A 12,485-nucleotide genomic window follows, 5' to 3' on the forward strand; every position below is an offset into this window, starting at 1 on the left:
GTATGCCTGACTCTTGTACACCTATCTGAGGTTCGCCCGCACCAGCAGATAGACGAGGAAGGGGCCGCCGATCGCGGCGGTGACCACACCGACCGGGAGCGAGACCGGCAGCGCCGTACGCGCGAGCAGGTCCGAGCCGATCAGCAGCAACGCGCCCGCCAGACCCGAGGCCACCAGCGGCGGTGTCGGGCACCTCGCCAGACGCATCGCCACCTGCGGTGCCACCAGCGCGACGAAGGGGACCGGGCCGGCCGCGCTCACCGCCACACCGGCCAGCAGTACGGCGCACAGCAGCAGGACCGCCCGTACCGCCGCGTACCGGACGCCCAGGCCGGCGGCGACCTCGTCGCCGAAGTGCATCGGCTTGAACTGGAACGCGACGAAGGACACCACGACAAGGAGGGCGAGCGAGCACCAGAGCGCGATCCAGACCTCGCTCCACGCGCGGTCCTCCAGCGAACCGACGAGCCACGCCTGGGCCTTGGCCACGTCCCTGATGTCGGCCGTGACGAGCAGCCAGGTCGTGATCGCCTGCATCACGGCGCTCACGGAGATGCCGATGAGGATGAGCCGGAAGCCGTCGATCCCGCGCCGCCAGGCCAGGAAGTACACCAGCAGGCCCGTGCCGAGCCCGCCCGCGAGCGCCGCCGCCGACAGGCCCACGGAGTCGACGATCGCGGCGGCGGTGCCGCCCGACACGGTCACCAGGAACACCGCGACCGCGCTGGCGCCCGAGGTGATGCCGAGAACGTCCGGGCTGGCCAGGGGATTGCGGGCGATGGACTGGGTGAGCGCCCCGGACACCCCCAGCGCGATGCCCACGACCAGTCCGGCCAGGGCACGCGGCATCCGCAGGTCCATGATCACGAACTGGTCGACCTGCTCGCCCCGCCCGAGGATCGTCGCGATCACCCGCGACAGGCTGATGGGGAAGTCCCCGACGCCGATGGACAGACAGAACACCAGGAAGGTCGCCACCGCCAGCAGCAGCGTCACGCACAGGACCCAGGGCCGCCAGAAGAACGACATACGGCCGAGCCGTACGCCCGGCAGCACCGACGGCTTCACATCTGTCACGTTCATGCTTTCCTGAACTTTCCGCGCCAGACCAGCACCGCGAAGAACGGGGCGCCGAGGAGCGCCACCAGGACACCCGCGTCCAACTCGCCCGGCCGCACGACCAGTCGGCCGACGATGTCGCAGACCAGCAGGACGACGGCCCCGAGCAGACCGGCGTAGGGCACCAGCCAGCGGTAGTCCGGCCCGGTCAGATACCGGGCCACGTGGGCGACCATGAGCCCGAGGAACGCGATGGGTCCGCAGGCGGCCGTCGCCGCGCCGGCCAGCAGGGTGATGGACGCGATGCCGACGGTCCGGCTCAGCGCGATGTTCACGCCCAGACCGCGCGCCACGTCGTCACCCAGGTTCAGCAGATTGAGGGAGGGCAGCGTGGTCAGGGCCAGCACGAGACCGGCCGCGATGAAGGCGCTGACCGGCCAGATGACGTCGAATCCGACCCCGTTCAGGGAGCCCGAGTTCCAGAACCGCAGGGCGTTCAGGGCCTGCTGGTCCGAGAGCGCGACCGCCGTGGTCATCGCCGCCAGGAACACCGTGACCCCTTGTCCGGCCAGGGCGAGCGTCAGCGGGTTGCCCGCCCCCCGGCCGATGCTCGCCAGCCCGAACACCACGACACCGGCGATGCCCGCCCCCAGGAAGGCGAACCAGACGTACTGGAAGGGGTTGCCGAACCCGAACACGGAGATCGCCACCACGACGGCGAACGAGGCTCCGGAGTTCACGCCCAGCAGGCCCGTGTCGGCGATCGGGTTGCGCGTGTAGCCCTGGATCAAGGCCCCGCCTACGCCCAGGGCGATGCCCGCCACGATGCCGAGGACCGTCCGGGGCACCCGCACGGTCCGCACGATGAGCCGGATCTCGGTGAGCCGCTGGTCGGACTCCGGTGCCGCGAACAGCCCGTGCCACACCTCGGTGGGGCTCAACGCGCGTGCGCCGACGGCCAACGACAGCACCGTGGCGATCACCAGGAGCGCCAGCAGGGTGCCCAAACCCACGACCCGCCGCCGACGGGCCTTCGACGAGCCCCTGGGCGCGGGGCGCTCAACCACAGCAGTCTGGCCCATGTCGACGTACGTTATCCCTTGTGCGGTGGGGGACTTGACCCGGACCGTCGTGCGCCGCCCGGGGCGAACCCCGGGCGGCGCACAACGGCAGGAAGTGGAACCATCCGCTCGCTAACGGGCCGCGCTGCCCTTGTCGTCGGCGAGCGTCCGGGCGTCCTCGGCGGCGGGTCCGGCGCCCCGGCCGAGGAGCGAATCGAGTATCTCGCCCACCCTGATGGCCGTGTTGGAGAGCAGGGACGATGTGATGCCGTGCGTGTGCTCGGTGCCGCCCTGGAGGTAGATGCCGCAGCGCAGGTCCGGGTCGGTCGCGATGCGGTAGTCGCGCTCGACGCGCACACGGCCCTGGTCGTCGCGGGCGCAGCGATCCGCGACCTCGCCGAGCAGGCCGGTGGGGTCGGCCTGGCTGTAGCCGGTGGCGAAGACCACGACGTCGGCGTCCAGATCGGTCTCCTCGCCGGTGACGAGGGAGGTCACGGTGGCCCGGGCGCCGGCCTCCGTCTCCTTGACGCCGGTGAGCCGGGAGATGTTGAGGAAGCGCAGGCGCTCGGTGCCGAGGACTTTCTCCTGGTAGGACTGCCGGTAGAGGTCGTCGATGAGGTCGATGTCCACCACGGAGTAGTTGGTGTTGCCGTGGTAGTCCATCAGCCGGCGCTTGACGTCCTCGGGGGCCGAGAAGTACTCGTCGACCGCCTGGGGGTCGAAGATCCGGTTGGCGAAGGCGCTGTCGTCGGCGGGGCTGTAGCCGTAGCGGGAGAAGACCGCGCAGACCTCGGCCTCGGGGAAGCGCCGGTGCAGATAGGCGACGTTCTCGGCGGCGCTCTGTCCGGCGCCCACGACGACGAACCGGGAGGGCGACGTGCCCTCCAGCTCGTCGACCTTGGCCAGCAGTTCGGAGTTGTGCCAGACCCGGTCGCCGCGCTCCACGCCCTCGGGCATGAGGGGGCGCAGCCCGGTGCCGATGACGAGGTTGCGGGCCCGGTGGACCTCGAGCCCCTCGCCCGAGCGGACGGTCACGTCGAGGTACTCCACGACGCCGTCGCGGGTCACGGGCGCGACGCCGACGACCTCGTGGCCGTAGGAGACCATGTCGTCGACCTGGGAGGCGGCCCACTCGAAGTAGTCGTGGAACTCCACGCGCAGCGGGAAGAGGTTCTTGTGGTTGATGAAGTCGATCAGCCGGCCCTTGCTCTGCAGGTAGCAGAGGAAGCTGTACTCGCTCGACGGGTTGCGCAGCGTCACCAGGTCTTTGAGGAAGGAGACCTGCATGGTGGCGTCGTCGATGAGCATCCCGCGGTGCCAGCCGAAGCGGGGCTGCTGCTCGAAGAAGTGAGCGGTCACTGCCTCCTGCCTGCCGACGCGCGCGTTGTGCTCGCGAAGCGCGATAGCCATGGCCACATTGGACGGTCCGAAGCCGATGCCAATGAGGTCGTGGACCGGTTGGGCGTCACCAGGAAGAACCTGCGACATGTCACTCCCATCGTGCGGGGCAGCCGCGTTTCAGGTGTGGAAGGAACGAAAGGCGGGCATGCCAACGGAGCGGCACGCCACGGAACTTAGGTGAGCCTAAGCTAAACCGACGAAGGTGTCGACAGGACAAAACGGACGCCCGCCGGACGGGGCTCCACAACTGGGGCATCATGGGCCCCCGTTGCGGACTAAGGTAAGCCTTGCTTTACTTACCTCGGCCAAGCCCTTGCTCTGAGGAGGAACCCCCATGCGGGTCGTCATGTTCGGTTACCAGACCTGGGGGCATCGCACCCTGCAAGCCCTCCTGGAGTCCGAGCACGACGTCGTGCTGGTCGTGACCCACCCCAAGAGCGAGCACGCCTACGAGAAAATCTGGAGCGACTCGGTCGCCGACCTCGCCGAGGAGCACGGTGTGCCCGTGCTGATCCGCAACCGCCCGGACGACGACGAGCTGTTCGACCGGCTCAAGGAGGCCGACGCGGACATCATCGTCGCCAACAACTGGCGCACGTGGATCCCCCCGCGCATCTTCGACCTCCCGCGCCACGGCACGCTGAACGTTCACGACTCGCTGCTGCCGAAGTACGCCGGATTCTCCCCGCTGATCTGGGCGCTCATCAACGGCGAGCCCGAGGTGGGCGTCACGGCGCACATGATGAACGACGAGCTCGACGCCGGTGACATCGTCCGGCAGGAGGCGGTCGCGGTCGGACCCACGGACACCGCCACCGACCTCTTCCACAAGACCGTCGATCTCATCGCCCCGGTCACCATCGGCGCGCTCGGCCTCATCGCCTCCGGGCAGACCGAGTTCACCAAGCAGGACCGCTCCCAGGCGTCCTTCTTCCACAAGCGCGCCGACGAGGACAGCCGCATCGACTGGACCTGGCCTGCGGCGGACCTGGAGCGCCTGGTCCGCGCCCAGTCCGAGCCGTACCCCAGCGCCTACACCTTCCACCGCGGCAAGCGGCTCGACATCCTGGCCGCGTTCGTGTCCGAGGGCCGCTACGGCGGCACCCCCGGCCGCATCTTCTACCGCGAGGGCGACGGTGTGGTGATCGTCGCCGGTGCCGACGCCCGCAACGGCCGCAACCAGGGCCTCGCCATCACCCGCGTACGCACCGAGGACGGCCGGGAACTGCCCGCCGCCGAGTACTTCACCTCCATGGGCGGCTACCTCACCAACCGCCCCTGACGTGTCGGCCCCGGTACAGTCCCGGGGCCGGCCGCACATCGCCGCCGCGCGGACTCCGGTCCGTGCGGCGGCGATCGCGTGTTCCCCCCTTCCCACGGGTCACGGGTCAGAGGGCGAGGCTCCTTACGCAGTCGCGCCACGCCAGGACGAGCAACACCAGCAGCGCGGCGTAGCAGACGGCGGGGACGGTGATCCATGCGTCCATGTGCCGGGTCGCCTTGACGAGCAGCAGGGCCGTGTAGGCGAGGTATATGAGGCCCACGCCCGCGTAGGCCAGGAGGATCACCGCGCGCTGCGGGGTCGTGGCGGTGTGGAGGTTGGAGGCTCGTTCACTCGCCGCGACACCGATGACGTCACGGTCCAGCGTGCTGCCGGGCGGTTCGACCGCGTCGAGGAGGGTCCGTTCGAGGACGAGGATGGAACGGGCCCGGACGGCGGCGAGATTGACCAGGTGGGCCTGGAAGGCGGCGACGCAGAAGAGCGGGGACGGCAGGAGGCAGATGATCCACCCCAGGAGATCGAGTTTGTCGTAGAACGCGATGGTGCCGATGAGGTAGGTGACGGCGGCGGCGACGGTGGCGAGGCTCACGGTGAGAGCGGTGGAGCGGTCGGAGCGGTCCGACTGGTAGATGGCGGTGAGAACGTGCAGACGGTCGGACAACTCCACTCCTTGGCTGACCGGCTGGGCGCCGTGGCGTCGGTGGGTGCGTTCACTCCTGGCCGGACGGGTCGTCCAGCACGTCGATGAGGGCCCTGATCGCGGGCGCGCGGTCCGGGTCCGCCCGCGCCGCCCAACGGGCCAGGTTCACGGCCCGCGCGCGTCGCTGGATCGGCGTGGCCACGGCGGCACCGGCCCGCATCCCCCGCAGGGCCTGCTCGTTCTCCCCTCGCTCCAGATCCAGGACCGCCCGCAGCACGAAGCCGGCGCCCGGCTCGTCCAGGGCGGCCGGGTTGGCGTCGGTGAGCAGCCTCAGCCGCGTCGTATCCGCCCGCTCCAGCGCCTCCAGGGCATGGTCCGCGGCGGTCGCCGCATGGGTGACGAGCCTGGCCACCGTCTCCATGGGCACCGTCCTGGCCAGCGCGACCACCGCCGCGTGTTCTCCCGCGGCCGGGGCGCTCGAGGCGGCGAGGACCTCGGCCGCCGCGTCGGCGCACAGTTCCTCGCGGTGCGTTTCGAGGTAGGCGAGCCACTGCTCCCGGGTGGGCTGGTCCATCCAGGCGCGTACGAGTTCCTCGACGGCGTACCGCTCGCGGCGTTCGGCGAGTACGGCTTCGAGGCCGCGGCGTTCGACGGCGGACAGGAGCTGCCGGAGCTGCGTCAGGCTGTCGTCGTCCGGGCGCAGCATGATGTGCAGGTCCACCCCTGCGGCGAGGGTGGAGCCGGTGACCGCATCGGCCCGGGCGCGCAGCACGGCTTCCGCGTCGGGCCAGTTCCCGGCGGCCCGCCACGAGCGGATCAGTTCGAGGTCGGCCTCGGGGACCGGGCTCACCGCCCACTCGGGCAGTCCCGACGGTGGAGGATCCAGCGACAGCGCGACGGCGCGGATCCGCTGCCGGACCCGGCGGGTCAGATACGCGGGGGAGCGCGCGTCATCGCCCTGGGCGGCGTTCGCGGCCCGGACCAGGGCGTCGGCGGCCGCGGGCCCGTCGCCCCGGCTCGCGTACCAGTCGGCCGCGCCCGCCCGGACTTCCGCGCGTCCGTGGCCCTCGGGGAGGGCGTCCGCCGAGGCCTCCCAGGCGGCGGACGCCTCGGCAGGCGAGCGGATCGTGAGCAGGTCGGCCAAGGCCCAGGTGGACACGGCCAGTTCCGGAGTGAACGCCGCCGGGTCGTCGCCCGCGAGGTCGCGAAGAAGCTCCACGCCCTCCTGGCCGGCCGCCAGCGCTCCCTCGAAGTCCTGGGTGAGGTAGAGGGCCGAGGCGAGGGCGTTCAGGGTGCCGGCCAGGTCGGAGGTGAAGGCGGGTTCGGCCAGCACCAGTGCGCGCAGCAGGTCCGCCGCCTCCCGGACCGCCTCCAGCGCCCCGCGTCGGTCCCGCAGGGCCAGCCGGGCGGAGGAGACGTTGTTCAGCGCCTTGCACAGGTCCGGCACGACGGCCGTCGGGTGGGCCGCCATCGACGCGCGATACAGAAGCACCGCTTCCTCCGCCGAGTCGAGCGCCCCCTGGTGGTCCTCGGTGTCCGACCGGACAGCGGACAGGTTGTTCAACGCCCTGGCCAGATCGGCGGTGAACGCGTCGCCTCTCTCCGTCACGGCCTCCCGGTACAGACCGACCGCCTCCTGAGCCGCGGACAGGGCATCGGGGAGGTTCTCCGACTCGTAGCGGCACCGGGCCAGGTTGTTCACCGCCATGGCGAGGTCGGGGAGGAATCCCTCGCGGTCGGCCGTGGCGAGTGCGCGGTAGAGGGCGACGCTCGCCTCGGCGGCCTCCGACGCCCGTTCGTGGTCACCGGTCTCGGTCAGCTTCACGGACCGGTTGTTGAGCGCACCGGCGAGCTGGGGATTCCAGGCGTCCCCGTTGATACCGGCCAGCTCGCGGAAGAGACCGACCGCCTCCTCGTCGAGGAGCAGGGCACGCTCGCGACCGCCCACGTCACCGACCAGAACCGAGAGGTTGTTCACCGCGGCGGCCAGATCCGGCAGCACGGCCGCCCTGTTGACCGCCGCCAGACGGCGGTACAGCGCGAGAGCCTCCTCTCCCGCCTTGGCCGCCCCGGGGCGATCGCCCACCAGCCAGAGGCGGTGGGCGAGGTTGTTGAGCGAGATCGCCAGTTCTCGGGTGAAGGCGGCGGGTTCGGCCGATGCCAGCCGGCGTCGCAGGGCCACCGCTTCCCGGGCGACGGCGAGCGCACCGGTCCGATCGCCCGCGTCCGAGCGCCGGAGGGACAGCGTGTTCAGCGCCCGGGCCGTTTCGGCGGCGTACGCGCCGCCTTTTGTGTCCGACGCGTGCCGGCACAGCCGGGCGGCCTCCTCCGCCGCCTCCAGCGCACCACCGACGTCTCCGTCGGCCGCGCGGCCGGCGGACAGGTTGCCGAGCGCCCCGGCGAGGTCGAGGACGTACACGTCCTGGTCCTCGTCGAACAGGCCCCGGTACAGGTCCACCGCCTCGCCGGCCGCCGCCACCGCACCCCGGCGGTCGCCGGTCTCGGCACGCCGGTTGCCCAGTGTGTTCAGCGACATCGCCAGGTCGGCGGCGAACACGTCCGTGTCGTCCGCGGCCAGGGCGCGGTACAGCGCGGTGGATTCCTCGGCGTCGGACAGGGCAGCTGGGAAATCGCCTGTGCGGGAGCGGCACACCGACAGGTTGTTCAGGGACGCCGCCAACTCCTCGGTGAAGACCGCGCGGTTGACGACCACGAGGTGCCGGTACAGGGCGGTGGACTCGAAGGCCGCCTCCAGTGCGGCGTCGTCGTCACCGGCGCCGGAACGGTGGCCGCTCACATTGTTCAACGCGTGCGCCAGGTCGGCGGCGGTGTCGTCGGTCTCTCCGGACAGCAGCCGGCGCCGCAGGGCGACCGCCTCCTCCCCCGCGGCGCGTGCTCCCTCCCGGTCCTCCATCGCCGACCGGCAATGGGAGAGGTTGCCGAGGGACACGGCCAGATCGGACACGTACGCGTCGCGCAGGTCGTTCGAGGAGGCAGCGCGCACGAGGTCCCGGTGGATCCGCACGGCCTCGTCGGCGGCGGACAGCGCACCGGCCCGGTCGTCGGTCGCGGCCCTGCTGGTCGCCAGGGTGTTCAGCGACCTCGCCAGGGACTCCTGGTGTTCCGGTCCCGGTTCGGCCACGAGCCTCCGCTGCAACCGCACGGCACTCTCGGCCGCGTCCACGGCACCGTACCGATCGCCCGTGGCACCCCGGTGGGTCGCCAGGTCGTTGAACGCGCCCGCGAGGTTGGGGAGATGGAGGCCGGGGTCAGAGAGAGCGAGGTCGCTGTAGAGGGGGACGGCCTCCTCGATCGCCTCCAGCGCACCCGACCGGTCCCCGGCGTCGTCACGGCGTCTGCTCGCCAGGAACAGCAGTTCACCCAGCTCGTCCGGCTCCGCGCCGCCGGCCCGGCCCTCCTCCAGCCTGCGTTCGTCGACGATCAGGGCGAGGCGCCACAGGCTGGCGGCCCCGAACGGAAGGGCCGCTGAGATGTCGTCCAGAGGGAGAGGGGTGTCGGAGGCGGCGGCTAGTTCTTCGAGGACGTTCCGCGCGGCGCCTCCCAGCGCGGCGGCCACGGCGGCGGCCAGTGGCCAGCGCCCCGGCTCGGACCGCAGGAGCGCCTCGATGTGGGCGGCGGCGGCCGGTTCGTCGTTGCGTCCGGCGCGGGTCAGCACGGTGAGGGCGCCGCGCAGCCCCTCTCCCAGGTCGTTCTCGTCGAGCAGGGTGCCGATGTGGAGGCAGCGCTCCAGGAGGTCCGGACGGTGTTCGAGGGTGGTCAGCAGATGGTGGTCGCCCACGGGATCGGGCCGGATCGCGACGTACTCCCCCGGCCCGGGGTCCATGCAGGTGACGAGGGTGTCGGCGATCTGCTCCCGGAGGTCGTGGGCCTCGGCGAGCCGGGCCACGGCCGTGAGGGCTTCGGCGGCCCGGTGCGGGGCGGGGGTGAGAAGGGTCAGGCATGCCGCGGCCTCGGCGATGAGGCCGGTGTACCGCAGGGGCGTACCGGTGCGGTGCTCGAAGGTGGTGTTCCAGTAGCGGCGTTCGTGGCGCAGTACCTCGTCGTACAGGGCGGCGGAGGTGACCGGGAGCGGATCCCTGCCGCGGGCCGCGAGCCAGCCGAGCAGCACCAGGTCCAGACTGGTCCAGCGGGTCCCTGGGTCCGGGTCCGGCAGACGGGGCGGGCTGTCGTGGGGGCCTTGGCGGACCGCGGCGCACGTCCGCAGGAAGAGATCCTCGGGCCGGGGGTGGGCGTCCGGCAGTTCGATGTGCTCCAGCCGGTGGGGGTGGGCGTCGGACTCGAGCGCGTCGGTGATCCGGGTCAGCCACTCCCCTTCGCGTTCCCTCGCGGTGAGCACGACGACGGCCGGGCGGGGTCGGCGCGCCACCACGCGCAGCAGGTCGATCGTGGAGCCTGCCCGGGCGTCGGCGTAGTCGACGAGGACGAGCAGGGGTGCGGTGACCTCGGCCAGCCACTCCCACGACCGGTCGGTCCCGGCCCGCTCCCGCAGGACGCCCGTGTACCAGCCGGCTCGGGCCATCCGGTCGACCAGTTCCAGACCGAGCCGGGTCTTCCCGGAGCCGCCGCGGCCGGTGATGACGGCGAGCGTGGTGTGCGGTGCGCGGGCACCGTCCTCGCACAGCGCCGACAGCACGGTCAGTTCGTCCCGGCTCTGGAAGGGCGTGACCTGGAACTCGGCCCTCAGCAGGCGCAGTGCCGACTCGGCCGTGCCCGGTTCGCGGTAGGGGTCGCGCAGCGGCAGCACCGCGGGCAACTCAGCGGGGGTGTAGGGGGTCACGTCCGGGTCCGCCGGCACACCGACCCGCCAGCGGTACGCGGTCGAGGTGAGCTGGGCGTGTCCCGTCGCGGCGGCGGTGGCGAGGTCGGTGTCCGTCCCGGGTCCGGCCACGCCCAGGGGGTGGGAGATCCCGTTCGGGTCCAGCACCAGCATGCCGCGCGGCGGGCCGTCCAGTCCGGCCTGTACCTCGTCAGGCAACTCCAGCGGAGGATCGGGCCATACGCCGTCGTTCGGCAGGCCGGCGGGCCAGGTGCGGGTCAGGGCGACCGCGACCAGGGCGTGTCCGGGCCGGCCCGGTTCGGCCGCGTCCAGGACCACGACCGCCGTGCGCAGCCCCGCGTGCCGGAAGGCACCGGCGAGCAGGACGGCGAGGTCGAGACAGGTGCCGTTGCGGGGCGCCACGAGCATCTCGGCCGGGGGTCTGATCCACTGGCCGTCCGGCCCGCTGTCGAGCGGCTCGTGGGCGTAGCCGATCCCGGCCTGCCGCAGCCGGTCCCAGACGACCCGCACCCGTTGCAGGACCGGGGCGTCCGAGGGCCCGGGGATCCGCGCGTGCATGCGTACGGCGTGGGGCACGACGTAGCGGGCCAGGTCGGCGGGGGCCGCGTCGGCCGACCAGGGCGGCCACGCGGTCCGGTCGTCACTCGAGGCCGGTGTCATCGAGCACCTGCACCGTCTGTACGGCGGTCGCGTCGGTCAGATCCCGGGCGACGACCCTCATCTTCACCAGGCCGGGCGGCAGTCCGGGCAGCCGGCCGAGGAAGGCGCACCGACCGGCGTCCCACTCAAGCCGGACGTCGACGCGGGGCCAGGGCGGCCGGCCGTCCTCCGTCACCGGTTCCGCTCCGGCCCACACCGTGGCCCGTGCGGCGTCGACCCGTTCTCCGGCGAGGGTCAGGGGGGTGACGGCGAGGGTGATCGGCCGGTCGCGCAGGTGGAGTTCGTCCAGGTCCATGCCGAGGGTGACCGGGCTGTCCTGCCGGGCCCGGTACGCGGAGAGAGCCGCGTCGCTGCGGAAGGCGTCGAGCAGGTCCGCGGTCTCCCCCAGGTCCGCGATGGGGCCGTGCCGTCGGTGTACGTGCAGGTGGGTACGGGGGTAGTTGTCCATCTCCACGGGCAGCCCGCAGTACGCGGGGACGGTGCCGTCGCCGAGCCCCGCGCTCCAGCCGCCGAGCCCGGGGCCCGGCGGGACGTCCTTGGTGACGGTCACCTCGCTGCCGTCCCAGGAGCAGGAGCGCAGGGTGGCGTGGCCGAATCCGATGCGGGGCATGACCGCCGGCGGGACGAGGAGGTTCTGCCAGCCCTGTTCGATCTCCCGGTGCATGGTGTGGGCCCGTTCGGCGGGCTCGCGCAGCCAGGGCACGGGCAGTTGGTGCGGCCGGAGCAGGCGCGGCGGATGCGGAGGACCGTCGCCACCGGAGGGGCGCGGGGCGTCGGGGGCGCTTCGGTCGTCGACGGCGGGGTAGCGCGGCAGCAGGTCCGCGAGTCCCTGCCAGCCGCGCACGACCTCGACGGGCCGTGTGATGCGGAAGGGGCCGACGGGCAGTCCGTGCGCCATCACCTCCAGGGCCTTGGGTGCGCCCCTGTGGGGAGTGCCGAGGGTGATGATGCCGCGGCACCAGCGGGCACCGCCGAGTACGGCGGCCCAATAGCGGGCCACCAGGCCGCCCATGGAGTGGGCGACGATGACGACTCGGGCCTCGCGGTCCGCCTCGTCCGGCCAGAGGTGCTCCAGCCGAGGCAGCAGTTGGGCGTCCAGTGTCCGCGCGGCATCGGCGACTCCGAGGCGGAAGTCGTAGCCGACGGCGACGACGCCGGCGTCGAGGTCGGGTTCCGGCGCGGTCCCGTCGTCGACGACGGCCCCGGCTCGCTTCCCCAGCCGGGCGAGGAGCCGGTCGTAGCCGGGAACCACGGTCCACAGCCCGAACGCCCTGGTGGCCCGGACGAGTCCCGCGGGGGCGAGCCTCGGGTACCTGTCGACACTCAGCCGCTCCGGGTCCCGCAGCAGATCGAGGTCCTTCCGGAGGGTGCCCCAGACCGACTCCCCGCTCGGGCGCCCGCGTCGGCCGGGGACGGCGAGGACCGTTCCCCCCAGTCCCGGCAGGACGACGACCAAGTGATCGCGAACCCCCAACGCGCTCCCCCTCGCCACGAGCCACTGCCACTGCCACTGCCACCCATGCCTGTACGAATGGTAAGCGGGCCGCCACCCACCGTGCCGCCCTCTTGCGGCTGCGGGGTGAC

General features: G+C 72.3%; 7 protein-coding genes. 1 reads left to right on the forward strand and 6 read right to left on the reverse strand.

All coding sequences use genetic code 11. The features are described from left to right. Positions 1–21: 21 nt before the first annotated feature. The 3 genes from NNW99_RS03545 to NNW99_RS03555 form a co-directional block, all read right to left on the reverse strand. Positions 22–1,083, reverse strand: coding sequence for an iron chelate uptake ABC transporter family permease subunit (locus tag NNW99_RS03545; RefSeq protein WP_215117126.1), 1,062 nt, complete (start codon positions 1,081–1,083; stop codon positions 22–24). Next, complete coding sequence (locus NNW99_RS03550) at positions 1,080–2,141, reverse strand: iron ABC transporter permease (protein WP_215117127.1); 1,062 nt, start codon at positions 2,139–2,141, stop codon at positions 1,080–1,082. The genes NNW99_RS03545 and NNW99_RS03550 overlap by 4 nt, the downstream gene beginning before the upstream one ends. Positions 2,142–2,252: 111 nt before the next feature. Continuing rightward, positions 2,253–3,608: a lysine N(6)-hydroxylase/L-ornithine N(5)-oxygenase family protein gene (locus NNW99_RS03555; RefSeq protein ID WP_215117128.1), complete on the reverse strand. Its 1,356-nt coding sequence runs from the start codon at positions 3,606–3,608 to the stop codon at positions 2,253–2,255. Between the two features lie 247 nt (positions 3,609–3,855). Here NNW99_RS03555 and NNW99_RS03560 point away from each other — a divergent pair, with 247 nt between their 5' ends. Further along, a complete protein-coding gene (locus tag NNW99_RS03560; RefSeq protein WP_215117129.1) occupies positions 3,856–4,803 on the forward strand; it encodes a methionyl-tRNA formyltransferase in 948 nt (315 codons plus the stop codon). Positions 4,804–4,909: 106 nt separating this feature from the next. On the opposite strand, the gene NNW99_RS03565 is transcribed toward NNW99_RS03560, so the two are convergent. From NNW99_RS03565 to NNW99_RS03575, 3 genes are read right to left on the reverse strand one after another with little or no spacing between them, the layout of a single operon-like run. Further along, positions 4,910–5,464 carry a hypothetical protein gene (locus NNW99_RS03565; protein WP_215117130.1) on the reverse strand — a complete coding sequence of 185 codons (555 nt, stop codon included), beginning with the start codon at positions 5,462–5,464 and terminating at the stop codon, positions 4,910–4,912. A 49-nt stretch (positions 5,465–5,513) separates the two neighbouring features. Beyond that, positions 5,514–10,901: a tetratricopeptide repeat protein gene (locus NNW99_RS03570; protein WP_215117131.1), complete on the reverse strand. Its 5,388-nt coding sequence runs from the start codon at positions 10,899–10,901 to the stop codon at positions 5,514–5,516. Then, complete coding sequence (locus NNW99_RS03575) at positions 10,882–12,375, reverse strand: hypothetical protein (RefSeq protein WP_215117132.1); 1,494 nt, start codon at positions 12,373–12,375, stop codon at positions 10,882–10,884. The genes NNW99_RS03570 and NNW99_RS03575 overlap by 20 nt, the downstream gene beginning before the upstream one ends. Positions 12,376–12,485: the final 110 nt, after the last annotated feature.

It is taken from the genome of Streptomyces sp. CRCS-T-1 (genome assembly GCF_024442335.1).
Taxonomy (GTDB): Bacteria; Actinomycetota; Actinomycetes; order Streptomycetales; family Streptomycetaceae; genus Streptomyces; species Streptomyces koelreuteriae.

Coding starts and splice junctions, on each gene's coding strand:
- NNW99_RS03550 (WP_215117127.1), bottom strand. CDS start 2,141: ATGGGCCAGACTGCTGTGGTTGAGCGCCCCGCGCCCAGGGGCTCGTCG.
- NNW99_RS03555 (WP_215117128.1), bottom strand. CDS start 3,608: ATGTCGCAGGTTCTTCCTGGTGACGCCCAACCGGTCCACGACCTCATT.
- NNW99_RS03570 (WP_215117131.1), bottom strand. CDS start 10,901: ATGACACCGGCCTCGAGTGACGACCGGACCGCGTGGCCGCCCTGGTCG.
- NNW99_RS03560 (WP_215117129.1), top strand. CDS start 3,856: ATGCGGGTCGTCATGTTCGGTTACCAGACCTGGGGGCATCGCACCCTG.
- NNW99_RS03545 (WP_215117126.1), bottom strand. CDS start 1,083: ATGAACGTGACAGATGTGAAGCCGTCGGTGCTGCCGGGCGTACGGCTC.